Source organism: Bacteroidota bacterium (assembly GCA_016718825.1).
Lineage (GTDB): Bacteria > Bacteroidota > Bacteroidia > J057 > JADKCL01 > JADKCL01.
In genome coordinates, this window is sequence record JADKCL010000030.1 from 38,939 (window position 1) to 63,622 (window position 24,684).

At 51.7% G+C, this 24,684-nt stretch carries 20 protein-coding genes; 6 read left to right on the plus strand and 14 right to left on the minus strand.

Annotated features, from left to right (window positions below):
• Positions 1–155 precede the first annotated feature (155 nt).
• The 8 genes from IPN95_23685 to IPN95_23720 all read right to left on the minus strand — a co-directional run bounded on the left by IPN95_23685 (position 156) and on the right by IPN95_23720 (position 8,458).
• The gene (locus tag IPN95_23685) at positions 156–575 is read right to left on the minus strand and encodes a hypothetical protein (GenBank protein ID MBK9452367.1); all 420 of its coding nucleotides are present in this window, start codon (positions 573–575) and stop codon (positions 156–158) included.
• 2 nt (positions 576–577) lie between these two features.
• Positions 578–1,141, minus strand: coding sequence for a hypothetical protein (locus IPN95_23690; GenBank protein ID MBK9452368.1), 564 nt, complete (start codon positions 1,139–1,141; stop codon positions 578–580).
• A 35-nt stretch (positions 1,142–1,176) separates the two neighbouring features.
• The gene (locus tag IPN95_23695) at positions 1,177–4,353 is read right to left on the minus strand and encodes an AsmA family protein (GenBank protein MBK9452369.1); all 3,177 of its coding nucleotides are present in this window, start codon (positions 4,351–4,353) and stop codon (positions 1,177–1,179) included.
• Positions 4,354–4,511: 158 nt separating this feature from the next.
• Positions 4,512–4,865 (minus strand): hypothetical protein, encoded by a 354-nt coding sequence (locus tag IPN95_23700; GenBank protein MBK9452370.1) that lies wholly within the window; start codon positions 4,863–4,865, stop codon positions 4,512–4,514.
• Complete coding sequence (locus IPN95_23705) at positions 4,862–5,338, minus strand: hypothetical protein (protein ID MBK9452371.1); 477 nt, start codon at positions 5,336–5,338, stop codon at positions 4,862–4,864. The genes IPN95_23700 and IPN95_23705 overlap by 4 nt, the downstream gene beginning before the upstream one ends.
• Before the next feature lie 135 nt (positions 5,339–5,473).
• Positions 5,474–7,612: an NADH-quinone oxidoreductase subunit L gene (nuoL, locus tag IPN95_23710; GenBank protein ID MBK9452372.1), complete on the minus strand. Its 2,139-nt coding sequence runs from the start codon at positions 7,610–7,612 to the stop codon at positions 5,474–5,476.
• 20 nt (positions 7,613–7,632) lie between these two features.
• Positions 7,633–7,938, minus strand: coding sequence for an NADH-quinone oxidoreductase subunit NuoK (nuoK, locus tag IPN95_23715; protein MBK9452373.1), 306 nt, complete (start codon positions 7,936–7,938; stop codon positions 7,633–7,635).
• A 1-nt stretch (position 7,939) separates the two neighbouring features.
• Entirely contained in the window at positions 7,940–8,458 is a 519-nt protein-coding gene (locus tag IPN95_23720; GenBank protein ID MBK9452374.1) for an NADH-quinone oxidoreductase subunit J, read from the minus strand.
• 205 nt (positions 8,459–8,663) lie between these two features.
• Between IPN95_23720 and IPN95_23725 the strand changes: the two genes are divergently transcribed.
• The gene (locus IPN95_23725; GenBank protein MBK9452375.1) at positions 8,664–9,338 is read left to right on the plus strand and encodes a hypothetical protein; all 675 of its coding nucleotides are present in this window, start codon (positions 8,664–8,666) and stop codon (positions 9,336–9,338) included.
• A gap of 22 nt (positions 9,339–9,360) precedes the next feature.
• On the opposite strand, the gene IPN95_23730 is transcribed toward IPN95_23725, so the two are convergent.
• From IPN95_23730 to IPN95_23755, 6 genes are all read right to left on the minus strand, one after another.
• Positions 9,361–10,497, minus strand: a complete 1,137-nt coding sequence (locus IPN95_23730) for a phosphodiester glycosidase family protein (protein MBK9452376.1) — start codon at positions 10,495–10,497, stop codon at positions 9,361–9,363.
• Between the two features lie 11 nt (positions 10,498–10,508).
• Positions 10,509–13,349, minus strand: a complete 2,841-nt coding sequence (locus IPN95_23735; protein MBK9452377.1) for an HYR domain-containing protein — start codon at positions 13,347–13,349, stop codon at positions 10,509–10,511.
• 272 nt (positions 13,350–13,621) lie between these two features.
• Positions 13,622–14,530, minus strand: a complete 909-nt coding sequence (locus tag IPN95_23740; GenBank protein MBK9452378.1) for a hypothetical protein — start codon at positions 14,528–14,530, stop codon at positions 13,622–13,624.
• A gap of 6 nt (positions 14,531–14,536) precedes the next feature.
• Positions 14,537–15,283, minus strand: a complete 747-nt coding sequence (locus tag IPN95_23745; protein MBK9452379.1) for a hypothetical protein — start codon at positions 15,281–15,283, stop codon at positions 14,537–14,539.
• 303 nt (positions 15,284–15,586) lie between these two features.
• A complete protein-coding gene (locus IPN95_23750; protein ID MBK9452380.1) occupies positions 15,587–15,949 on the minus strand; it encodes a T9SS type A sorting domain-containing protein in 363 nt (120 codons plus the stop codon).
• Positions 15,950–15,963: 14 nt separating this feature from the next.
• A complete protein-coding gene (locus tag IPN95_23755) occupies positions 15,964–17,568 on the minus strand; it encodes an SUMF1/EgtB/PvdO family nonheme iron enzyme (protein ID MBK9452381.1) in 1,605 nt (534 codons plus the stop codon).
• A gap of 176 nt (positions 17,569–17,744) precedes the next feature.
• On the opposite strand from IPN95_23755, the gene IPN95_23760 reads away from it, so the two are divergent.
• The 5 genes from IPN95_23760 to IPN95_23780 all read left to right on the plus strand — a co-directional run bounded on the left by IPN95_23760 (position 17,745) and on the right by IPN95_23780 (position 24,682).
• Positions 17,745–19,445 (plus strand): T9SS type A sorting domain-containing protein, encoded by a 1,701-nt coding sequence (locus IPN95_23760; GenBank protein ID MBK9452382.1) that lies wholly within the window; start codon positions 17,745–17,747, stop codon positions 19,443–19,445.
• Between the two features lie 37 nt (positions 19,446–19,482).
• Positions 19,483–19,980, plus strand: a complete 498-nt coding sequence (locus tag IPN95_23765) for a hypothetical protein (protein ID MBK9452383.1) — start codon at positions 19,483–19,485, stop codon at positions 19,978–19,980.
• A gap of 223 nt (positions 19,981–20,203) precedes the next feature.
• Positions 20,204–22,363, plus strand: a complete 2,160-nt coding sequence (locus tag IPN95_23770; protein ID MBK9452384.1) for a T9SS type A sorting domain-containing protein — start codon at positions 20,204–20,206, stop codon at positions 22,361–22,363.
• A 1,052-nt stretch (positions 22,364–23,415) separates the two neighbouring features.
• Positions 23,416–24,156 carry a hypothetical protein gene (locus IPN95_23775; GenBank protein MBK9452385.1) on the plus strand — a complete coding sequence of 247 codons (741 nt, stop codon included), beginning with the start codon at positions 23,416–23,418 and terminating at the stop codon, positions 24,154–24,156.
• Entirely contained in the window at positions 24,137–24,682 is a 546-nt protein-coding gene (locus tag IPN95_23780; GenBank protein MBK9452386.1) for a DUF1788 domain-containing protein, read from the plus strand. Before IPN95_23775 ends, IPN95_23780 begins: the two co-directional genes overlap by 20 nt.
• Positions 24,683–24,684 lie beyond the last annotated feature (2 nt).

The following is a 24,684-nucleotide window of genomic DNA, read 5'->3' on the forward strand; positions in this document are numbered from 1 at the left end:
GCTGAATTTCCAAATTAGGCACTGATAAACAGCACTTTATGAGTAATTTGTGCATTTGGCCTATTTGGCGGTTCGGATATTCCGAGAATCTGAACTAATTCTGAATGAAATATGCACAATCTTGGTTGTCGGAGACTGACTTTTTTGCAAAAGGATCAGTCGATCAGCTTCAGATTCAGGCTGAGGTCTCTGGTCGTATAGCAGGTTTCGTTGCAATTCGTTGTGGAATTATAGCTGAGCTTGCCACCATCGACCGCATACACCGTCGCGCCGCGTTGCCTGTATTTGACCACGAAGCTATACCGCTGCTCAATCGGCAAGACGTAACTCACGCTGCCGCCTGAAACCGTATCCCGAAAGTAAAGGCTGCTGTCGCTCGCATTTCCGAAATAGACGGAAAGCGGCACTGCCAGGTTTTCGGTGTCGTTGGTGATGGAAAGGTAGACGCTTGCTTCCGTGGGCCGAAACGTATTGCAAAACAGCGTCGGATCGCAATCGGAATCATTGTTGTTGAGGCAGGCCGAAAAAGGAACGGCAAGGAGAAAAAGCAGGCAAAATTGAAGGTAACGGCGCATAGTCAGTTGACGAGAATGGTGATGGTGAGGACAATGCGATGGTCAAATACGTTTTTCGTTTGCATCGGAAGGTATTGATAACCCAGCCTTGCAATGATGGCGCCAGGGTCGGAAATGTAGGGGCCTGCCTCGGCGCTCCAGGCAAATCCAGTGGAGGCCGCTGCCTTCGTACCGCGATAATCGCCAAATCCCAATCCGCCAAAGCCTGCAACGTAGGCCCCAAAATGGGTGGATTCGTCGAATTCGTTCAGCAAGAAGCGCTTTTCAGCTTGCAATCCGAGCAAATAGCGCCGCTCGCGGTATTGGAAATAGGTCTCGGGTGCTTCCCCTTCGATCATCACCCTTTTGGTGCCCAACCTGCCCTTAAAAGTGGCTGACAAGGAGGCGTTTGCGGTAGGGAAGGCAATCCCCGCCAATCCGCCCATCATCACGTCCGTATGATTGAAATTGAAGTCAATTCCCAATTCAGGCATTGGGCCGTCTGATTGGGCCTTGATTTGAGGTGCAGCAAGGACGCCAAACAGCAATGCTGCAAAGCAACTCAACGCGTTCCGGCGACCCTTCATTCCAATGTATTGCGCTAGGAGCATTGGCGGATTTCTTATTTTTTCATCAATGCATCAGCCTTTGCGCGGGCATCGGCCATTACCTTGTCCGCCTTGGCATTGGCTTCGCGTTCCACCTTGTTGGCGCTGTCGATGGCTTCTTTGCGCACAAGATCCGCAGCCTTTTTCTTGGCGATTTTCTCCAACGGATTTTTGGCGGATTTTTCCATGTCATCGGCCTTTTTATTGGCTTCGGATTTGATCTTGTCAGCCGCAGTTTTGCCGTCTGCGCGGATCTTCGCTGCTACCTTTTCAGCCTCAGCAATGAGCTTCGCAGCTTCCGCTTTGGCCTTCTCCTTGGCATCGTCGATTTTTTCCGTCACGACAGCTTTGACCGAATCCTTGACCACCTTCACAGTCTCTTCGATTTTCTCCTGAACCAATTCCGTTGCGGATTCGCCGTTGGCGTTCTTGACGTAGGTGATTTTCGGATTGTCGACGGTGCCGCCCAAGCCAACGCTCACTTTGAAATTCTGCCCTGCATCCATCGGCTTGCCGATGAGTCCGCCTACGGCGCTCATCGCAGCTTGTCCAGCGACGCCGACCGGCAGGTCGAATGCCAAATCATAGGCCATCGATTGATCCAAGCCATTGCTGCCCTTGACGGTCATTTTTCCATTTCCAATCGGAACGTCAAAAGGTTCGACGTTGATGCGGCCATTGGCCACTTTGAAGAAAATCTTGATGTCCTTGAGGTTGAGCTGCCGCAGTTTCTCGACCTTGATTTTGTCAGCCACCATGTCCAAGGCCTTGAAGCCCTTCAAGCTGCCATCGGTCACCGTTGCAATGCCGTCCGGGATATTGATCGAATTCAAATCCGGACTCATGTCGCCCAGCAATTTGCCGGTCATCGAGAAGCTCGTCCCGAATTTGCCGTTGACAAACTTGGCGATCGGAGCAAAGCTCTTGATGATCACAAAAGTCTCATAGGACTTCTTGATGTCCAGATTGTTGATCCCGACCGCGAAGTCCACCGCTGGCGCTTTGACATCCTTGGTATCATAGCCGCCACCCAGTTTGAAGTTGCCACCCAGTGTGTTGAATACGAGGTTGTTGAAGCTCACTTTGCGGTCACGCAAGAGCACTTGACCTGCCATGTTGTCCAACGTCAGGTTGTCGTAGAGCACCTTGGCAATGCTCGTATTGAACGTGAAGTCGATGTCGCCCGGCACTTCGTACACCTCCATCGGCACCTCCGGCGCGGCGGCTTGAGCGGAAGGGGCAGGGGTAGGCTCATCAACGATCCATTCGTTGACATCAAACTTGCTGGAGGTCAGGTTCATTTCTCCTTTGATGTTCTGATTGGGCAACAAGGCGTAGGCAAGGTAATTGTTCAGATAGCCGGTGATATTGACCGGGCTGTGGCCTACTTCGCCGATGTATTTCTCGATGTTGAGTTTCTCCGGTGTGAAGGTGATCCGTCCGGCGCTGATGGCGATTCCCTGGGGAACATCCGTCGAAACGTATTTCAGGCCGGTAACATTCAGCGAACCGCTTGTCGGCAGGTCGGCGTAACGCTCGGCTTCGATGTCGCTCATTTTGCCGCTTGTGGTCACGTCCAAGTCCAGCATTCCAGACATCGTCGTACCTTCGACGGGGTAAATTTTGGCCAGTTTTGTCAGGTTGAGCTTACCTTTTGCCGTGGCCGAATAGTTGACGTCGTCAAAGTTTCTTGCACTCAATGTGGCATCCAACGGTTCGCCGTCGATTTCCGCATGGAATTTGGTGACATTCAGAACCGCCTCTGCAATGTTGGTGCCAGGGCATTTCATGTCGGCAATCATGCTCATCTTGTCAATTGCCGAAGGGAAGTCCACCGTTTTGTAGTAGCCATTCTCCAACTTCATAATCGCATTCACCACTGGGAATAAACCTTTGTCGACGTTCACTGTCCCTTTGGCTGTGCCATCCACGGTGAATTTGCCTTTCATGTCCTGGCCTTCCATCGGGAACATTTTCAGGAGGTCCTCCAAATTCAAGCTGGCCTTGAGATAGGCATCAATGAACATGTTGGCCTTTGTGACGCCGGTAAGCAGCAACCGCGCATCGATCGGGGCCTTGCCAAACATTGCATGGAACTTCGGAAATTCGATTTTCAAGTTGTCGAGCGTAGGGCCGGGGCTTTCGGCTTTGAAGTCGAAGTTGATGTCTTTCACTTCCTCCGTCAGGTCAGGATATTTGAATCGGCCATTTTCCACGCCCAAATGCACCTTGAATCCCGGGATTGACTTTTCGTTGTAATTGCCTTTCACGCTGCCATCCAAGCTGAAAGTACCATCGGTGTCAATGTCGGAGAAGTCCTTTGTGTACATGCCCGGAACCATCGACAGGATGCTTTTGAAGGTATTCTCATTCGTCCCGAATTTGATATCCATGCCGATGTTGTCCCCCTTCATGGTCACCATGCCATCGAATTTCAACTCGATCTCGTTGAGGCCGATGCGGTTGTCTTTCAGCGTGTAAATGCCATTTTTGGTGTCAATGTTCACGGTCAAGTCCGCATCGATCTTGCCTTTGTTCAAGTAGTTGGTACCGCCCATTTTGAATGTGACGGTGTCGGCAGAGGTATATGTGTCAAAATCGTAGGCATCGTCCTGAAAGTCGCCGTTGCCTTTGTGGTTGAGGTTATCGATTTTAAGGTACATGTCGCCGGCACGGTCGTCATAGATGACCTGACCATTGTTGATGGCATACCCGCTCAATTGCAGCGAAAGGGCAGAGGAGGATGTATCCACTGCGGCGGTGTCCACGGCTAGCGTGTCCGTACTGGGTTTCATGATGTCCCAATTGGCCTTGCCGGCTTTGTTGACTTTGGCATGGATGCGCGGTGCGTCCAACGTGAGTTTGTTCACCTTGTATTTGTCTCCAAAGAGGCTAAACAGATCGACCACGACCCCAAAACGCTCGACATCCAAAAGGGTATCCCCCTTGAATTCGTCCTTGCCGATCACCCCGAATTTGTCCAAAGACACCGTCAAGTTGGGGAAGTTGCGGAAGATACCGATCCCGATGTCTTCAAAGTACACCGTTGCATTCACCTCCTTGTTGATGTAATCCTTGACGGCTTGTTTGATTTGTTTTCCAAAGATGAATGGAATGAGGATGAGGATGATCAACAGCACCCCAAGGGTAATGGCTGTGACCTTTAACGTTTTCTTCAGAAATTTTTTCATGATCGGGGTAGAGGCTGACAGAATTTTTTAAGCGCTGCAAATTTAGGGAAAAGTTGTTCCCCGAGAATCGACATTGCAACCTGAATTATGCACAACAATCGGGCCAGAACCATCGTTCCTAATGGATGCTATTTGCCTAAAGGGGAGCCGGTCAACGTTTACAGTTGAATTCCGAAGGCTGTCGCTGAAATTTGGCGAACAATGATTTCGAAGTCATCCGGTTTCACTTTCGTTCGGAGATGTGAATTGGGAATGACGTCTTTCACGCGAAAGAGACTGACAAGGTGTAGGCGAATTTCTCGATAAGGCTTATCCATTGGCATGGAAAGCATATCGTCAATCAACTGAAAGCTGAATTCATCGTCAATTTTTTGCGAGGTGATCATCACCGCGACGAACGCATCTTCCAATTCGATGGCATCGTCTGTGGAGAGGACCAAAGCAGGATGGTTTTGAATGCCTTGCGGCAGGTAGAACGGCAATTCTACGATTTCGCGTTGCCTGACTTTCATTTCCAGTGCGAGATCGAAATTGAAGTGGCCGATTTAGATTTTTCAGCCATTGCCTTGATCAACTCGGATCTCTTCGGATTCGTTTTAATCTTTTTCCCTACGAGTCTACGAAGCATTGCCTCCAAATCGTAAAATTCTATCAGAATGACCTTTGCAAGTTCGGTCAGTCCGGTGTCGACTTGATTCTCGTCATCAGCAAGAATTTGTTTGATTTTGCGAAAAGCGAGAATTTGCTCTCTGAGAGCGTCCAGAATTTCCTTTGTTTCCGCTCCCGATGGATTGGATTGAATACTGACCATTGTACCGAGCAACGTGAAATGCAATTCCTGCAACCGATCGACAATGGGATTGGTACCGAAATCTTGTTTTACTTTCAAATCCAATCCCTTCGCATGCGCACGACGATGTACGCCGTACGCCTTTTTGATCCGGCTAAGATTAGAATCAATAGGTTTTAAGGTCTTGACTAACATTTTGAAGTCGTTGAATCTGAACAAAAATGGTTCAAATCGAGGGAAAATGCAAATGATACATTGCACCTGTCACCCCAACAAAAAAGGGGCGAACCGAAGTCCACCCCTTGTATTTTCAATCACCAATGTGATCCCTTAAGCAAACATCAAATAGGAGAGAATCGCCACGACGCCCACCACAACCATCATGGCGTAGTTGCCGACTGCGCCCGTTTGGAGCAGTTTCAGGGTGTCCCCGAAGAACAACATCACGCTGCCCAAGCCGTTCACAAAACCGTCGATCACCCATTTGTCAAAGGCCATGATGACATTCTTGCCTGCAAAGACAAACGGATCAATGATGACTTTTTGGTAGAGTTCGTCCACGTAGAATTTGTTTTCCATGTGGGTGTAGAACTTGCCAAGGGTCTTTTTAACCATGGCATCGCCCTTGAGGCCATGCTTTTTGTAGAGATTCCAGGAGAACATGACCCCGCCTGCGGCGATGGCGATCGAAACCAAGATCAAGATGATCTCCAATCCGAAGCTCGCATGATGCTCCAATTCCTCGTAATGATGCATGGAAACGACACCTTCATGTCCGCCATGACCACCCAGCCAGTTGTTCAATGCGTGCGTGCCATGTCCGAAGACAGCAGGCAAACCCAAATAGCCGCCGACAATCGCCAATCCGGCCAAGATGTACAAAGGAATCGTCATCAACGGCGAACTCTCATGCGGTGCATGCACACCGTGATCGTGTCCATGACCATGATCGTCAGCACCGTGTGCATCTTTTGCATGGGCGTCCTTGCCATGTCCGTGGTCCTCATGTCCGTGTTTGCCAGCCTTGGGAAGTGCAAAACGCTCTTCACCGCGGAAGGTCAAGAAGTACACGCGGGTCATGTAGAATGCCGTCATCGCTGCCGTCGTCAAACCGATGACCCAAACAAACAGGTAAAACGATTGACCATTCATGAAGTTCATGAACGTCATCGTCAAGATTTCATCTTTGGAGAAAAAGCCAGCCAAACCGGGGATACCCGCGATGGCCAAGGTCGAAATGAAGAAGGTGATATGCGTTGCAGGCATATATTTCTTCAGATTGCCCATGGTGCGGATGTCTTGTGGATCCTTCACGGCATGCGTATGGTCCATCGCGTGAATCACGGAACCGGAACCCAAGAACAAACAGGCCTTGAAGAAGGCGTGCGTCATCACGTGGAAAATCGCCGTCGTGAAGGCGCCTGCACCCAATGCCATGAACATGAAGCCCAACTGCGACACGGTCGAGTAGGCGAGGACTTTCTTGATATCGTTTTGTGCGATGGCTATCATCGCCGCCATGATGGCCGTCGCAGCACCGCCGAAGGCGACAATCATCCGCACGGTTTCCGCTTCTTCGACCAAGAATGCAGTTCCCATCCTTGCAATCAAATAGATACCGGAGGTCACCATCGTCGCGGCGTGGATCAAAGCAGAGACCGGTGTCGGACCCGCCATAGCGTCAGGCAACCAGACAAACAATGGAATCTGAGCCGATTTACCCGTTGCAGCAATGAAGATCAACAAGGGCACCAACCAAGCTTCAGTTCCCTGCAAGTTGCCGAGTTGTTCGATCAAGCCGCCAATCACGGTACCGTCGGTCAGGGTCACGTCAAACAGGTTGAGCGTGTGGAAGTTGTTGTACAGAATCAACATCGCGACGATCATCGCAAAGTCACCGATACGGTTGGCCACAAATGCCTTCTGAGCAGCTTTGGCCTTCTCCATGTCTTCGTACCAGAAGCCGATGAGGAAGTAGGAGCAAGCTCCGACGCCTTCCCAACCCAGGAACAGCACCACCATGTTGTTGCCCAACACCAAGTTCAACATCGCGAAGATGAAGAGGTTCAGGTAGAGGAAAAACTTGTAGTAGCCACGATCGCCATGCATATAAGCGATCGAATAGATATGAATCAGCGCCCCGACACCTGTGACAATCAAGCCCATGGTGAGCGAAAGCTGATCCAGACGATAGTCAAAAAAGAGATTCAACCCGACACTCGAACTGCTCGAATACATCCACTGCAAGGAGTCGGACGAACCAAAAAGGCCGAAATGAATCGGTTCGTGGAAGTTGAAGAAGGCATAGAGAATGATAAAAAACGGAATGGCCACCATGAGGGTCGCCAAAAAGCCGATGCCTTTTTCATTCTTCCGGAAGCCCGGCGCAATGAACCCGCCTACACCGATCAGGAACGCTCCCAACATCGGAAGCAGCAGGATCAGGGAGAAAATGATTGGATTTTCCATTGATTCTGAGGCTCAGGCCCTTACCACTTAAAGAGGTTGAAATTGTTGATGTCGATGTTTTGCTTGTTGCGGAACATCGAGATGATGATCGCCAAGCCTACAACTGCCTCGGCAGCCGCCACACACATCACGAAGAAAACAAGCATGGAGCCGTCAGCATCGTTCATGAGGCGGGAAAAGGTGACCAAGCTCAAGTTCACGGCGTTGAGCATGAGCTCGACACACATAAAAATGACGATGGCGTTGCGCCGGGTGAGGACCCCGATCACGCCCAGCGAGAACATCGCCGCGCTGATGGCCAGATAATGAAATGCGGTAGGTTCCATATCAGTTTTCGTTCTCGTATCCGTAACGCTTGGCAACCACGATCGCACCCACGAGGGAGGCGATGAGCACCACGGAAATCATTTCGAATGGGAAAATGTACTTTGTCATCATCGCTGCCCCGACGGCTTCCACCGTTGCGCCCGCGAATTTCTCGGGCAGTTCGCCGCCGGTTTCACCCAAGGCATTTTTCAACACCACGATCATTTCGGCAACAAAGGCAAGGCCCAAGACCCAAGCCGCAACGCGGGCAAAGGTAAATGGACCCTCCGGCGCCTCTTTCGTGAGGTTGAGGAGCATGATCACAAAGAGGAAAAGCACCATGATCGCCCCGGCATACACCAGGATTTGGATCACGGCCAAGAACTCCGCCTGCAGCGACAGGTAAAGACCTGCGATGCTGAAGAAGTTGAGAATGAGGCTCAAAGCCGCATGAACTGGGTTCCTGTTCAGGATCAAGCCTATCCCTCCGGCCACGCCGAGGAGGGAAAACACCCAAAAGAGAATTGATTGAAGTTCCAAATGCTTCGAATTTTGAGGTATTTCAGGGTGCTAATTTGAAAACTTAAAATTAGAATGACAAACGGAATGCGATTCTCAAGCCAATCCGAGACCGGGAAATGTCCACATGTCTATGCACAGCGGTAGATTGCCCGGCGGATTCTCTTTCCGATGGCACCAAAATCCAAGGACTGTTTTGCTATCTTGCATTCAAAACCATCTCTGCATGAAATACTTCTTCCTGTCCTTCACCGAAACACCAACCCCTTTCCGCTTGGAGCCCGCCATGGATGAAGTCTTCAGCGAACCCGAAAAATTTGAAATCTACTTCAAGCCGATACTTGCCGTCGACCTTGCCCAGATCATTCCCGGGGAAGTCGGCACGCTGTTCTTCGTTTACACGACTTGCGCCTACAACGTGACCTTTGAGGTGGTGGATGGCAAGTATGAACTCCGGGACTATGAAGATGGAGAATACGTGCCCGTCGCAGACCCGGCAACCGTCCTGGACAGCGACGACATTCCCCTCGATGAGGACGAACCACTCAGTCAAATTGTCGTCAAGCCACCCTATCCTGCCAAGCCGAGTGCACGTTATGTCCAAATCCATCCTTTTGAATCCGACCTCAGCCCCGACGACGATGATTGGTACGATGCCGTGGAGCCGCTGAAAGAGGAGTTGCATCAGAAGGGAATCAGGATCAACACCGAAATCGGACATTTGGGCGGCCAACCCTGTTGGATGCAATGGGTGGATCAGGATACCATTGACTATGTCACCGGATTCGTCGGGCAACTGACTGCCAGCCGTTGGGGGGATTTTTACGGGGCGTGGATTTATATGCACCTGAATGAGCGGGATGGACGCTGTTTTGTATCCTTCACCTACCAGTACACTTGAGCAGACAGGACTTCCCGCGGAGTCATTTTTTCACAGTCACCGCCACAATGGGCCCGAAATCCCCGCCGAGATCCATCCGCTTGCTGGTTGGGAGGTACATCTGCGAGATGGCTCCGTCGAGGTAAAGTGCGTTATCGCAATGCAAGGCGTCCTTGAACAGCGTCGCAAAGTCGTGAAAATTCACCGGCCGGTCCGAGATCGCGAAGACCACCTGCTTGTCCCACGTGATGCCGACCCCACTCCTTATATTGGTGTTGTTGGAGCCTTTCGTGAATTTCGGATGGAGCTTGCCGTCGATCACCAACATTGGCCCCGATTGCGTGGCAAACTTGATTCCCTTGGCGGATTTTGGAAACTTCTCGGTTACCACCACCTTGGGGCCGTCGTTGCCAATGTAAAAAACACCGTTGGGCATCAGGAAGAAGTTCAATGATTGCCCCGCAGGGCCGCGACTCGTATCCATCGGAACCAACTCCTTTCCCTTCTCGATGAAGAGGCCTTGCGGCGAATTGTCCGGATTGTACATCCCGGCATTGGTAATCATCATCACCGTCTCGCCCTTCTTCTCCAAATCCTGCTTGAGCTTCTGAATCGAAATGTACTTTTCACCCCCTGCATTTTTCCAATGGAGGTGAATGTCCATCGCTGCCGGATTCACACGGATCGCAGAATAGGGCGCCCCCTGAAACCGGAATGAGGCCGCCGGCGAAAGTTTTTCGTCGATGTTCCGAATCTCCGCCACACGCACCAAGTCACGCAGCGACAGTTCCGCCTGCGTGACCAAACCTGAAAGCGAATCCAATTCAGCGATCCATTCCTTGCGGGTCGAATCATCTGCTGCGGTGTCCCGTGCGAAGGAAGCAGCCGTTGCCCGGTAACTGCGCGCCGCCGTCGCCCAAGCACCCAGGCTGCTGTCACGTCGGGCATCCGCAAACGCGGCCTGCTCCTCCAATACCGGATCGTGGGCAAGCGCATCCACCGCATCGATCTGCGCCAAAAGACGCGCCGATTGGTCTTTCAAATTCGCTTCCACCGGATTGCGCGCCACCACAACCCGCGGTTGGGTCGCGACCGAGTCTTGAACCGGCGTATAGTCCGGCGGGAAAACCGTGCAGGAGCCCGTCGCCAACAACATCAAGACAAACAGATAGCTTCTCATAGGATTTGCGATTACTTCTTGTAAAACAGCTTGATGGCCGAACTTTTTCCAATGTTGGAGGTCAGATCCAGAATTTTGGGCGGGGAAACGCCGTCATGAATCTCGATCGTCAGGGTATTCGTCGGCTTCCGTCCTTCGTTCCAAGCCTTCGATATCAAGTAATGAACCTTGTTGGGGCTGATGTCCAAATCTATGAAATGATTGTTTTCCAACACCTTCTTCTTCCCAAGAATCTTCTCATGGTCGACCAGCCAGTCGCCGTCAAAGTTCAAGGAAACCGTATCTCCGTCCTGATCATGGTTGTCATAGAAATAGATACGCACCTGCCGGGATTGGACCTTGATCATATCCTTTTGAAAGACAATCGAATCCCCTCCCAAGCGTGTCGGCAATTCCGGTTCCTTTGCGGTGACATGGACATTGAAACTGCAATTCGCGGTCAAGCCTGCCGCATCCCGCACCTCAAACGTCAATGTACTTGCCCCGATCGGAAAGAATTCTCCACTTTCAGGGCCCGCAACTTGGGTGAGTTTGCTTCCCGGACAATTGTCGGCGAAATCCGGTTGCTCAAAGGCATAATTGGCGCCGTCAGCTTGGAACTTGGCCTGCACGTGCACGTCGTTGGGGCAGGTGATCCGCGGCTCTTCCATGTCTTGCACTTTGATTTTGAAGCTGCATTCGGCCGATTTTCCCGAGGAATGCGATGCCGTGTAGGTGATAACATGACTTCCGATTCCAAGCCTCGAACCGCTCCGGGCACCGCCGGTTTGCGCCACTATGGCATCGCTCAGGTTACCGGTCACCGTTGCCGCACTGAAACCCACCGCCACCGAACAATCACCGGGATCGGCCGGCACCACCTTGTCTGAGGGGCAGCGAATCCCAAGGTTCCCTTCTTCCTTGGCCGCCTCGACCGTGACCGTGAAACTGCAAGTCGCCGAATTGCCCGCGGCATCCACCACTTGATACGTCATCGTCGTGGCGCCGACCGGGAAATTCGCGCCGTTTTGAAGGCCTTTGAGCTTGCTCAATTTGCTGCCTGCACAGTTGTCGGAATAACGCGGCGGCTCGAAACTCACTGAAGTCCCTTCCGCCTTGGACTGAACCTGCATATCATCGGGGCAGGTGATTTTGGGCTTTTCCATGTCTTTGACGGTGATGGCGAAGCTGCAATCCGCAGATTTTCCCGAAGGATGGCTTGCCGTGAACAGAATTTCCTCGGTTCCAACGGCAAATTGTTCGCCGCTTTTCAATCCGCCCGTTTGCGTCACGGTGGCGTCTTTGAGATTACCGGTGAGGGTGGCGGCCTTGAAATTGACGATGGCAGCACAGTCGCCGGGATCGGTGGAGACCACCTTGTTTTCAGGGCAAACAATTCCCAATTCGTCTGTGACTGCAACCGTCACCACAAAGCTGCAAGTCGCCGTAAGGCCTGCGGCATCCTTGACTTGGTACGTGAGCGTCGAGGCGCCCACCGGGAAACGTGCGCCACTTTGCGGACCTTTTAATTTGCTGAGGATGCTGCCCGGGCAATTGTCCCCGTATTCTGGAGCATCATAGTTGACGATGGCGCCCGTCGTGCCGGCATCCGCCTCGACTTGCAGGTCTTGCGGGCACGTGATCGTGGGCTTTTCAGTGTCCTTGACCGTGATCGTAAAGCTGCATTCTGCCGTTTTGCCGGAGGCGTCCGTGACGCGGTACGTTTGTTTGCTGATGCCCTTGGGGAATGCAAATCCGCTTTCTTCACCCAAAATGCGTTCCAGCGTCGGATCTCCGCAGGCGCCCTTGCCGGTGGGATCAGCATATTGCACCACTGCATCACATGCTCCCGGATCGCAATTCACGACCATCGACGCCGGACATTGGATCGTGGGAACGCTGTTGTCTTGCACGGTGACCTTGAAGCTGCATTCGGCCGAGCTGCCCTTGGCCGCCGTAGCACGGTAGGTCACCGTTGTCTCTCCGATCGGGAAAAACGATTCGCTCGCCAAGCCTGCGACAAGTTGCACATTTGCCGTTCCGCAATCCACCGTCGCCGTCGGTTCCAGATAATTCACAGGAATCCCGCATTTCCCTACGATGGCCGTCTTCGTAATATCCGCCGGGCATTCGATCGCCACCGCCGCGGTTTTCCCTTTGGCAGATTTGTCCTGGTAAAGTGCCGTAATCTCGGAGAGGGAAAGCGCACGGTCAAAAATGCGCAGATCGTCCATGATCCCGCAATAAAATTCCATTCCGCCCGGTACGTCCCTTCCAATTTCTAGCGGCATATCGTTGGGAGTGAATGGCTTTGCGTAGGCGAAGGAAAATGCGGCCTTCCCATCAATATAGGCATTCACCTGCACACCGTCATAACGCACGACGTAGAAGAACCATTGGCCAAGCAGGAGATTTTCATTGGCGGGCTCGGTGAAATCCGTGTTCATTGAGACCGTATTGTAGCCCCGCGCGTCGTCTTGCATGGATTGCACACGAAATTGCGGACTGTTGACGGTCTCCATTTGGATATCGGATTTACAGCAGACAGTGAGCCACTTGCGGGTCGGGCTTGTCGGATTTTGCTCCATTTTGACCCAAACCGCCACTGTATAGGCAGAAACTGGGCTTTTGAGGGAAACCGAACTCGGTACGCTGAGGTAGCCGGTAGAGCCATCAAATTTCAGGGCACCGCAAGCATTTCCAAAACGGTCGGCTGCAGTTTGCACCCCGCCGATCATCGCGCCGTCGTTTTTGTTGTTGCTCTGATCCACGGCGTTGCCATCCATCGGCCAATGCGCAATGGCATCCGTTGGAATTTGTGCCAACACCGCCGACGAAAGGCATATCAGGTAAACAAGGAGGAGATTTTTCATTTCGAGTGATTGGATGAATACCTAGAATTGTGCTTCTATATTGTGGAGACCTGAGGACGCTGGGCAATTGTTGGACTTGCCTTCGTCGTTTGCCTCCTGTCAAGGGATTCCTTAGGAATATGTTTTTAATAAGATCCATGATGATGCGTAGGATTTTTGGTTCCTAGCAAGGCGCTTGAAACGAGTCGTAGCAGCGCTACGGCCGTTTTAAGCAACGCAGCGAGGGGCCGAAAAGACAAGCATAAGATTGGATGTTATTGAAAACTTATTCCTTAATTCAAGGAATAGCTCCATGCCACCAAATTCACCGCATTGGCGACGGGGACGGGACCGGTGGGTTCGGTGACTTTAAAGCCATAATCATTGTAGACCTCGAGGATGTCTTCGGCGCCGGTATCGAGGTTCAGCATGGCCACGACATTGAGCCCGCGTTCCTGATTGGCATAGCGCAATACATTGGAAGCAGCGTCGCCGAGGTATTCCGAGGTGGTGATATTGTAAATCAGGTGGAGGATTTCCCCCATTGCGTTTTTGGCAATCACGAGCAACCGACGCTGCGCAGGCGAGGTCCGAGCCTTGCTCACATCAAGTTTTAATGTGTTGTCATATGCCAGCAATTGCGTCTGGAATACGGTCGCCCTTTCCTGCGCGGCCCAATTGATGAAGCCCTGCAAATCGCGGTAGGAGCGCAAATCAGCGACGGTTTCCGGACTGCCATAGCGCAAATTTCCGTCCTCCAGATTGGAGACGGCGATTCCACCGTTGGGATAAACCACCACCAATCCGTCCATTTTGGTGTCAACGAGTTTGTTGACCAATTTGCCGCCATCGATGGTGATGCCCATGGGCGTCTCATAATCGTTGGTAAATGCCCCGCTACAAACAAGGACCACGTCGTTGTAGGGCCGCCATTCGGTATAATTCGAAACCGCATTCGTGGCAAAATATTTCGCTTTGATTCTTCCTGATTTGCGTTTGAATTCGATTTCATGGCCGTAGGGCGTCAGTCCGGCAGCCAAGGGTGTGACGGCGACGCTGTTGTTGCGGTAATATTGGGTCTTACCGATTCCATAGTCGGCGGTGGCTGTGGAGATTTTAATGTCTTCGGACATCGGTGGATGGGATTCTGTACCCACAAGCAGGAGAATGCCCAAGAGGAGAAATTTCGAGAGATGTGCCATAAGATTTCACAGTTGATTTTTGGAAGAAGCAGGAGAATGAAATTGTTGACGCGCGCCAAAGAACCTTTTCTTGAGGAGGCGCAAGAGGGGACCCGAAAGGAATAGCAGGTTCATTGCCAATGAGATGGCAAGGACCGTATCCTTCAAATACCGCGTCTTGAACCGGTCCCAGATATAAGCCCAGTCGCCGTTCTTGACATGTGTAACCAGTTTTTCGGAATTGCTCGCCGGGATATTAGGGGCATAATGGCTGCTGCGTAGCAGCTCAAACACCTCCCCAAACACCTTAGCATCTTTGTCTACCAATCCATTTGCGTAACCTTCCTCAATGTGGTAGGCTGCCGAACTGAAAAAGCGGTCGCCGATGCTCTGCGTGAGGAAGTTGAGGGCGGAATCTGTCGGGGAATGGAAATCCAGAAATTGCTTCGCCAGGAGCAATTGCGCCTTGAGGACATGCAGGTCTGTCACATCGATGGGGGTGGCTTTCAAGTAATAATCTGTGGCTCCGAAGAGGAGAGGATCTGCGACTTCTTTGCGTCCGCTTGCCTCTAAAACGCCCCTGTCACGCAGCAATTGCGGCAGGGGATCCACGAGCGCGGTCGCGAGGTAGTCTTCGTAGGGAAATGTCTCGAAAAACGCATCGTCAGACAGCTTTTGTTGGGCTGTGCAATGTGTAACGAGATCAAACGCCTTGCATTCGGTCACGGCAAAAACGACCATGCAGGCCATGAAGATGGCACTCAATTTTTTCATATTTTTCACGGGTTGGTAGGTTAGTTACGGTGGGATTTACCGTTTAGTTTTCTATACGTTTCAAATTTGTTTTCGAGGCCGTTCCTGAATCGAATTAGCAGCTGGAAAAGGGTTGAAAATTTTTTTTGTGATTGTCGGGGGGAAATCCTTCTAGAATCGGAAGCAGTCTGCCCAACTTGATGGACGGCCCAATGTCCTGCTGCTTGGTCGCGAACGATTGTCAGCTTAGCTATCGATTAGCAGCGTACTACATGAGACCGTTATTAGCAATAGGTACTGAGCACTTGCCAATGAATGCAAACCTCACTCCTTGAGAAATTTCCGCGATTGGTTGCCCACTTGAAGCGTGTAGAAGCCAGGTAGGAGAAGGCTCACATCAATTGGCTGTCCCGAGATCACCATTCCCCGCCCGATTTCCTTTCCCAAAACATCGAAAATCATATAGGCTGATTCCGCCGCGAGGTGGTCCACCACCAATTGCGAAACCACCGGATTGGGATGGATCGCCAATTCGGTTTGGGGTTGCGGAGCCAAAACGCCGACCGCAAGCGATTGGTTGAGCAAGGTTTCCATCGCCCAACCTTGCGCGTTGCCGCCATAGAATTTCCCTTGGGTCCAACCGATCGTAGGCAAAGCAAGCAAAACAAAGAGTATAAATCGTTTCATTTTCGTGGGATGATTTAGTTGGCACTGCGGACAAAACGTCCTCCATCGTCGTTGATCACCGTGTTCCAGTAGGCAGAAGCTACCCTGCGGCTGCTCACACGGGCATTGTGTTCCAAATTCGGATTCGGATAGGCCAAGCCCCCACCGCGGTAACCCACGCCTACATTGCTTTCGACGGTGCTGCCGGAAAACGACCCGGGCCATTGGTTCACATCGGCATAGCCGTTGGGGCTGAGATTGCCGTCACCATGCAAGCCAGTGTATTTCCGCCCTTCCGGATGACCGACGCTCACCGCACGCTCCCAAGCCATGCCGCTCATTTCCATGATGCCCCAAACCGTTGCCCCGGAAGTTACGCGATTGAAATTCTGTGGATACGCTGCAAAAATGCCAACCCGGGCCAAATTGGGCATTGTTTGGCCACCCGTGCGAATCCAGCAATTGCCGATGCTCCCGTTGGTATTGAAGCCTTGGTCGATGCCCTCATTGTCCTGATCCACATTCAGCAGGGTGAAGTCGTCGAAAAGATCCAAACTTGCATTCCCCCAAGCATATTCGTTCAACACGGGAGCATCTAGGCCGCGGCAAGCCTTCTCAAATTCCAATTCCGTCATCGGGCGAAGTGCGGCCCAATCCGCAAATGCTGCGCCTTTGATCCAATCCATGAAGATCATGGGCACATGCGGCGTTGCGGTTGAATAAACCCCCGCCGTTTCAGTGATGCCGTAGCGGTTGTCCAAAAAGGTGCCTTGAATGTAGAAATTGCTCGTTTGGTCGAGGTAGGTCGATTGTTGTGTCAGCGTAAGACAATTCAGCATGTCGACATATTGTTGCTGCGTCAATTCGTATTTCATGCAGTAAAATCCGTTGAATCCTTTGGGGAAAGCGGCCGGCAAGGACTGCTCCATAGATCCGTTGAAATCGTCGCCACTGCCGCCGAGACATCCGTCATTGCTGCAATCGAAGGTGAGTCCGCCACCGCCATTGGCATATTGGTTGATGCGCTGATTGTTGCCCAACGATCCCGCATTGATTCCGCCCAAAGTCAGGCTGTCTTCCGAAGTGATTGCCAATGGCAAGCCCGTAAGGCCGTCTTCGAAATTGCCATAGACCTCCTGATAATTCGTTTGTCCATCCCCGACAAAGAAGGAGCCTTGTGGCACATACACCATTTCCAAGGCAAATGCCTTTAAATCAACGCTGTCCAAGGACGTCAGCCCATCCGCCCCGAAATTCCATCGAAGGCGCATTCCGCCAAACGAGACATAACCACCGCCCAGCGAATTTCTGCGCAAAAACACACCTTTCCCATCCGGCGAAGTATCCACAAGACCATTCGAAGGAAGGGTATGGCCAGTCGGATTCAAGGTTGCATGTCCCCACGCGGTCGTCGTTCCCACGCGGCGGTATTTGAGAAAGATCCAAGCTGCATCGTGGTTGATTCCATCGTCCCAACTATTGTCCCAACGCACGTCGACCGCCACTTCGGCATATTGATTTAGGCTATTGATCGAGGCGATGCTCAGCGAAACGATCTGAATTTCATTGGCCCAGAGTGGAACTGAAAACAAGGCAAAAGCAAAGAAAGCAAGCAGTGTTCTGAAAATCGATTTTCTCATTTCATTCAATAACAAACTATTGGCACGACCAAGGGATTCAACCAAGCCTTCTCCCGGGGCTTGCCAGCCAACATAGGACCAATATGGTGATTGCGGGTGAAATTTGCAAATGCCAGATAGTTTGCCACCACCACGGTTCACTTTGATTTGCAGCTTGCTGTGAATATCTTTGAAAGATGAAGAACAGTTTACTATTCGCGCTTTTGTTGTTGTTGGTAACGCCAACCTTCGGTCAAACTTTGGATTGGAGCAAAACGATGGGTTCTACCGGCAGCGATGTGAATCGGGCAATGGCGGTCGACGCGGCAGGCAATGTCTATACCACAGGAACATTTGCGGGCACAGTCGATTTTGACCCTGGAGCGGGAAATTTTCCGCTTACCGCCTCTGGAGTCAGCAATATTTATGTACAAAAGTTGACTCCTGCCGGTGATTTTATCTGGGCAAAAGCGATGACGGGTCCTGAAATCAGCCGTCCCTATTCCATGGCGGTGGATGCAGCCGGCAATGTCTATTCGACGGGCTTTTATGCTGGTGCAGTCGATTTTGATCCAGGAGCGGGCTCACGTATTTTGGATACTGGTTCGGCAATCTGGCGCGATTATTATGTGCAAAAGCTGGATCCGAATGGTGACTTGTTGTGGGCCCATGGCTTTGGCGGCGTCAACGAGGACATTGCCTACGGCATCACGCTCACACCCACGGGAGACGTGCTGATCACTGGCGGATTTGAGGGCACCGCGGACTTTGATCCGGGGGTTGGAGTGACTTCGCTGACCGCAATTTCATCCGATATCTTCGTCCACAAATTGGATGCGAATGGCAATTTCCTTTGGGTGAAGACCATGACGACCGGCACTTCGGGAGGCGACGACTATGGTGCAGCCATCGACACCGATGCCTCAGGCAACATTTTCCTCACCGGAATTTTTGGTGGCGTGGTTGATTTCGACCCAGGTGCAGGAGTCAACAACTTGACGACTTTATCCGGCTTCAATGGCTTTATTGAGAAATTGGATGCCAATGGGAACTTTGCTTGGGTCAGGCAGGTCGTCGTTCCGATTTTCGCAGATGGGCAGGCGATCGCCGTTTGTGCAAATGGGGATGTATTGGCAGGAGGCATTTTTCAAGGAAATGTTGACAGCGATCCAGGTCCAGCGACTGTCATTGTCAATGCTGTCGGAGGATGGGATGGCTATCTTTATCGCTTGGGATCACTTGGAAACCTGATTTGGTTTCATACCCTTGGTGGCCCCGACGACGAATACGTGCGTTGTATCAAGGAAGACGCTGCAGGAGATATTTTCATTGCTGGCGAATTTCGTGATACCGTCGACTTTGATCCGAGCCCTGCAACTGACTTCGCCAATAGCATGGGTGCCTCAGACATTTACGTGCAGCAACTGACCAGCGGTGGCACCTATGTCTCCCGTCTTCAATTGGGTGGCGCCGACGGAGAGTCCGCTTTTGGTTTGGTCGCTGCCAACAATGGAATCTACCTCGCAGGCTATTTTGGTGGAACGGTTGACCTCGATCCTTTTGCAGCCGTGGCAAGTTATGTCTCCGCAGGCTCCGAAGATGCTTATGTTCTAAAAATCGGTGGAATTGCGACGCAGGTGTCGAATGTTGCTTCCGATTTCTCGGCAATCGCATTCCCCAATCCGACCGAAGGGAAATTTCAAATATTAGGCTTGGAGGATGAGAAAATCAAAGAAATGTACCTGACGAATGCAGCAGGGATGGCGTTGTCGATTCGCTCCGAACTGAATGACGGTCAGATGCCACAATTTGATTTAAGTGGAAATCCAGCAGGGATGTATTTTCTGACGATTGTGACGGCAAAGGCACGGTGGACGGTGAAGGTAGCCTTAAAGTGACGGGTTAGGACTAAATGGAGATTTCAACAAAAAAAGCATGCACCCACTACATATTATTACCCTGGAATCCATTCATTACGGCGGTGACCGCATCGGAAATGACCTATGGATGCGGTTCACTTTGGAAGGCCACCGCACGGTCAATGGGCACGCAACCTCCGTCAAACCGGCTCCCATTGAATTGCATCCGAAATTTGACAAGGATACCCAAATGGCCTTGAACCTACCGGTAAAGCTGTACCAATTGCCTCTTGGAAATCCTGCCGGAGTCTTTGAAAGCGATGTCTTCGAATGCAAAATCCATGTGATGATCGTGGAAAAGGACAAATTCAGCGATCATGGACACCGCACCTCACATGTCATTAGAATTGATCGATTGGCCATCCAACCACACCCATTCGAATTGGCCGTCCACGTAAAATCCCACGGCGGCGACAAAGGGAAAACTGCTGTTTTTCAATGTCTGTTTTTGTCGGGGTTCAGGGTCGGTTTTGGAAACCGGGCTAAACAAAAACGTGGCGAAGTCCATGGTTGAGAACCCAACAGGCCCTTCCTTCGACCATCCTCGGACTTGAACGGGGCATGCGAATTCCCGGGCCGCAAGGAAAGTATGGAAAGGCGATAAGCATAAATTGTTTTCACCGTGAATGCAGCACAAATCTATTTGATTTTTCCGCACCACAATGTAACTTGATCTCCTCAACGTCATCGGCGCTTCCAATAGCGTCATTTGATCACTCTATTACTAACGTCCAATTATGAAGAAATTAGTACAATTAGGATTGTTTTTGCTGTTTTTTACGACCGTACATTTCGGATGGAGCCAAACCTACACCTTTACAACAGGTGGAGCAACGGCCAACATTGGTCCCACACAACTGCAACTCAATGCAGCGTACGCCTCCACGAACCTCGCCGGAAATGTCACATCCATGGGCGGGATCCAATATTGGGTGGTTCCTGTCACAGCCAATTATGAAATTGAAGCCTTTGGCGGACAAGGTTATGGCCCCTTCGGCGGGCGTGGTGCCCATATTTCTGGCGAATTTGCCTTGAATGCGGGTGACACCCTCAAGATTCTCGTCGGTCAACTTGGTGGGCATTATTTGAATTATCCCGCCACGACTTACAACCATCAATTCGGCGGCGGCGGCGGCTCCTTCGTGACGAGGACCAACAATACGCCTTTGGTGGTTGCTGGCGGCGGCGGAGGCAATCATTCTGCAGCCTACATCGTGGCCTGTGATGGTCAAATTACAACGAATGGTTCGGGAGGGGCATTGGGCACAACCTTGGCCGTGGGTGGCACAAACGGAAACGGCGGTGCCGCTGCTGCGAGCGCCGATGGAGGAGGTGGTTTGCTCTCCAATGGTTTGGGCATTGCCGGTGGAAAATCCTTTCTCCTCGGAGGACAAGGTGGGATTGATGAAGGCACCGGCGGATTTGGTGGTGGCGGCGGCACAAGTAGCTGGAACAACTACCGCGGCGGTGGCGGCGGTGGCTACAGCGGTGGTGGCGGTGGCAACAATGGGAGTGTTTGCTGTGCAGCAGGCGGCGGTGGCGGTTCGTTCAACGCAGGCCTCAACCCCGTCAATCTCGCGGGCGTTCAAATTGGGGATGGGAGTGTGATCATTCGTCAAATTAGCCTTCCTCCGAATGACGGCGGTGCCTACGCAATCCTTGGTTTTGTACCTCCTGTTTGCGCAGGAACCTATCCCGTCGAAGTCACCATCAAAAACTTCGGCGGCAATCAGATCAATCCGATTACGGTCAAATGGACCGTCAACGGGATTCCGCAGCCGGATAGCATTGTGACGACAGTGATTGATACCGTGGGTGGTAGCTTGCCAGATTCGCTGAATGTGGTCTTGGGCAATATCGCCATCACTGCGGCCACCAACATCAAAATCTGGACGACGTTGCCGAATAATCTGTCGGATCCAACTTCTGCCAATGACACCATTGAGGTGAATATTGCGGCGCCTGCCATTGTATCCGCAGTGGTCAACAACAACATCGCTTGCTTCGGCGCATCTACCGGCAATGCCACGGCTTCCGGCATCGGCGGATTGCCAAGTTATTCCTACCTATGGTCCAACGGTGCGAACACAGCCGCCTTGACAGGTGTTCCTGCCGGCACATATTCTGTCGTATTGACCGATGGAAATGGCTGTACGGATTCGACATCGGTCGTCATCACGGAGCCTACCCAAATGGTGATTTCCGATTCGACCGCCAACATTACCTGCAACGGAGACAACGATGGCCAATCCCAAATTGCGGTCAGTGGCGGCAGCCCCGGCTACAGCATATTGTGGTCCACCGGAGACTCCTCATGGGCCATTTCGGGACTTGCAGCCGGTGATTACAGCTATGTCGTAACCGATTCCGCCGGATGTACGATGGCGGATACGGTCACCATCACCGAACCAGCAGCAATTGCCCTGTCGTCTGTGGTAACCGATGAAATTACCTCGTCTCCAGGCAACGGCGCAGTGGACTTGACCGTCGCGGGTGGCACAGCAGGCTATACCTTCTTGTGGAGCAACGGCGCCACCACCGAAGACCTCACGGGCTTGACCGCAGGCACCTACCTCGTGACCGTCACCGATGCCAACGGTTGCACCGACACCCTCACCGCCGTCGTAGGCCTGATCGTCGGCACCCAAATGCCAATGAATGGATTCGACTTCAGCCTGTCGCCGAATCCCAGCAACGGCACATGCAAGATTGTGGTGACCGGACAATTCGACAACATCAGCATCGTAGTCACCGACCTGCTCGGCAAGCAGCTCGTGTCCATCCCCAATGCCGATGCCACCACCCGCCTCGACCTCAAAATCGACAGCGGCATCTACCTCGTAAAACTGACAAGCGGCGACGAAGTCCTGACCAAAAGGCTCGTCGTAACCCGCTAGGACATTGCGTTAGCCCATCCTCGGATGGGTTGATAGCTTCAAAACCACAATGCACTGAAAGAGAGGGGAGTGGCCCCTGGATTTTGGGGTATTGTGGTTTTTTTATTATGCTTGTCCAGACCTTTGCCAGTATCAATCTGATTTGTGCTTTGGATGGCCCGAAGGGCCTAAACAACAATAGCCGTGGACGAAGTCCATGGTTGATGGCCCCAACACCTGCTTTCCGCCGCGAGCCCCGCCGGAGGCGGGCTCGCGGCGGATCAAATCATGGGTGCCGCAACCATGGACTTTACCACTTCGCGGCAAGCGGCAGCGGGGTCGAACTAACACGCACTATCGATGATGTACAAATTTGAATCTCAAGATTCGGCATTTCAATCAAATCCCAAAATGAACTTTCCACAAACCATCAACGAAGACACTTTCAACGGACGAAATGCGACAAGGTCCTGCTCCGCAGGATGACCAAACGGCAACAATAGCTCAGCGTCAATGACGCAAGAGAAAACAGTACCACAAATTCCAATGGAAAGGCACCATCCAAGCGCTGAAAGCGCGAAGTCCCCTAGCGAAGGGTGCAGCCCTTCACGCACGAGCAACAAGAAAAGCCGTCCCGACGAACAATCAAAGTTCGAGAAAACCCATTGATTTCAATTTGCATCAAATCTGGAATTTTGAGGTTTGCCTTCTCTCATAGAGGCACCACCTTCCTATGATGTAGGTGCGACCTTGCTCCGAGGTAGGTACGACCTTGCTCTATGGTAGGTCCATCAATCTTCCCTTGCACACCTCCCAGGCCAGAAGTGTGGATATTTTTTTGTTAAGAGACACTCCGATCGCATCCGCATCCTTTTGCCTTGGAGGTAGGTGCGACCTTGCAAGAGGCTAGGTCTGAGGTACTGCTGATCATCATTCGGTTCCTGTTTGGCACTCCAAAACCTTCAAAAAGGAACATGTCCTTTCCTCGATTCTCGCTAACTTGCCCCCATGGAATCGTGTCTCGAACGCGCTCATTACGACATTGCCCCAATTTGGGCACTTCAAAAAGTCACATGGCTTCAAAAGTAAATACCATACATACGAGCCGTACACTGATGTTTTCGGAGCTAAGTGGCTTGATGGCCAATGCTGCCACGGACCTTGATTTTCAGGCGGCTCTTCAAGCCAACGCAATCGGCAAGACGACAAAGACAAACACCACTAAAACAGCGATGCTCCTTCGCAAGCTCTATCTTTTGGACCCTCTTCGGAGCGAATTTAGAGCTTTCTTGTATTTCTGGGGATTGGTGCAGCCAACCGAACGTCCAATGTTGGCACTTGTATTCGCACTTGGAAATGATACCCTGCTTGCCGAAAGTTCAGAGGTGGTCTTGAGCGCATCGCTTGGACAGCGCGTGGAGGTGGATAAATTTGAGATGCAAGTTGAACGGTTTCATCCGAACCGATTTTCCCCGATCACGTTGCATTCAGTGGGGAAAAACTTGGCAAGTTCTTGGAAACAAGGGGGCTTTCTCAGCGGAAAATACCGGAATCTGCGGATCGAAGTGCGTCCAACTTACCTTGTGGTCACGTTCGCTATGCTTTTGGCCTACCTCCATGGCGACCGTGGCGAATACATTCTTGCGAGCAAGTGGGTTCGAGTATTGGACCTCTCGCCCGAGCGCCTTCGTGAGCTGGCACATGAGGCTGCCAAACGTGAGTTGATGGTCTTTCAGTCCTCAGGTTCGGTGACAGCCATCACCTTCCCAATGTTATCAAAACAACTTGATCTCCATGAAAACGAGAATCGATAAGCTTTTGGCTGCATTTGAGTCGGCCGTGCAGGAGCCCTTGGTTGGTACATTATCTGGTCAGGAACGCGTTTGGTTTTTGGTGTACGATCCTGCGGAGCAGCGGAAGATCGATTTGCGCATGGGCGATTTCGAAATGGCAACGCGACGCGCCGGGAAAAGTTGGGTTGAGGTCTCGATGAAACGCACATTTCCCGAGTGGATGGCAGCCCATCCTTATCGAGATGCGTATTTTGCTGATCCAGAAGCTTTGGTGGATCAGCTGGAGGCAGAGTTTAAGGACTTTGCCATTCGAAGTATTCTGGATCAAATTCATGATCGCAAGACCGACGAAAATGTGTTAATTGCCATTCGTGATGTGGCGGCGCTCTTTGGTTTGGCAAGGCTTTCAGATATTTTGAAAGGTGCCTCCGGTGCCTTTACCGGACGGGTATTGGTCTTTTTCCCCGGGGAGTTTAGTCAAAATCAATACCGATTGCTCGATGCACGCGATGGTTGGAGCTATTTGGCGAGACCCATTACCGCTTAAAA

Excerpts from the sequence above, each read along its gene's own strand:
- IPN95_23685 (MBK9452367.1), bottom strand. The coding sequence starts at position 575 with ATGCGCCGTTACCTTCAATTTTGCCTGCTTTTTCTCCTTGCCGTTCCT.
- IPN95_23725 (MBK9452375.1), top strand. The coding sequence starts at position 8,664 with ATGAAATACTTCTTCCTGTCCTTCACCGAAACACCAACCCCTTTCCGC.
- IPN95_23760 (MBK9452382.1), top strand. The coding sequence starts at position 17,745 with ATGAAGAACAGTTTACTATTCGCGCTTTTGTTGTTGTTGGTAACGCCA.
- IPN95_23750 (MBK9452380.1), bottom strand. The coding sequence starts at position 15,949 with ATGAAACGATTTATACTCTTTGTTTTGCTTGCTTTGCCTACGATCGGT.
- IPN95_23755 (MBK9452381.1), bottom strand. The coding sequence starts at position 17,568 with ATGAGAAAATCGATTTTCAGAACACTGCTTGCTTTCTTTGCTTTTGCC.
- IPN95_23745 (MBK9452379.1), bottom strand. The coding sequence starts at position 15,283 with ATGAAAAAATTGAGTGCCATCTTCATGGCCTGCATGGTCGTTTTTGCC.
- IPN95_23705 (MBK9452371.1), bottom strand. The coding sequence starts at position 5,338 with ATGTTAGTCAAGACCTTAAAACCTATTGATTCTAATCTTAGCCGGATC.
- IPN95_23700 (MBK9452370.1), bottom strand. The coding sequence starts at position 4,865 with ATGAAAGTCAGGCAACGCGAAATCGTAGAATTGCCGTTCTACCTGCCG.
- IPN95_23695 (MBK9452369.1), bottom strand. The coding sequence starts at position 4,353 with ATGAAAAAATTTCTGAAGAAAACGTTAAAGGTCACAGCCATTACCCTT.
- nuoL (MBK9452372.1), bottom strand. The coding sequence starts at position 7,612 with ATGGAAAATCCAATCATTTTCTCCCTGATCCTGCTGCTTCCGATGTTG.
- IPN95_23770 (MBK9452384.1), top strand. The coding sequence starts at position 20,204 with ATGAAGAAATTAGTACAATTAGGATTGTTTTTGCTGTTTTTTACGACC.
- IPN95_23730 (MBK9452376.1), bottom strand. The coding sequence starts at position 10,497 with ATGAGAAGCTATCTGTTTGTCTTGATGTTGTTGGCGACGGGCTCCTGC.
- IPN95_23735 (MBK9452377.1), bottom strand. The coding sequence starts at position 13,349 with ATGAAAAATCTCCTCCTTGTTTACCTGATATGCCTTTCGTCGGCGGTG.
- IPN95_23775 (MBK9452385.1), top strand. The coding sequence starts at position 23,416 with ATGGCTTCAAAAGTAAATACCATACATACGAGCCGTACACTGATGTTT.
- nuoK (MBK9452373.1), bottom strand. The coding sequence starts at position 7,938 with ATGGAACCTACCGCATTTCATTATCTGGCCATCAGCGCGGCGATGTTC.
- IPN95_23780 (MBK9452386.1), top strand. The coding sequence starts at position 24,137 with ATGAAAACGAGAATCGATAAGCTTTTGGCTGCATTTGAGTCGGCCGTG.
- IPN95_23690 (MBK9452368.1), bottom strand. The coding sequence starts at position 1,141 with ATGAAGGGTCGCCGGAACGCGTTGAGTTGCTTTGCAGCATTGCTGTTT.
- IPN95_23765 (MBK9452383.1), top strand. The coding sequence starts at position 19,483 with ATGCACCCACTACATATTATTACCCTGGAATCCATTCATTACGGCGGT.
- IPN95_23740 (MBK9452378.1), bottom strand. The coding sequence starts at position 14,530 with ATGGCACATCTCTCGAAATTTCTCCTCTTGGGCATTCTCCTGCTTGTG.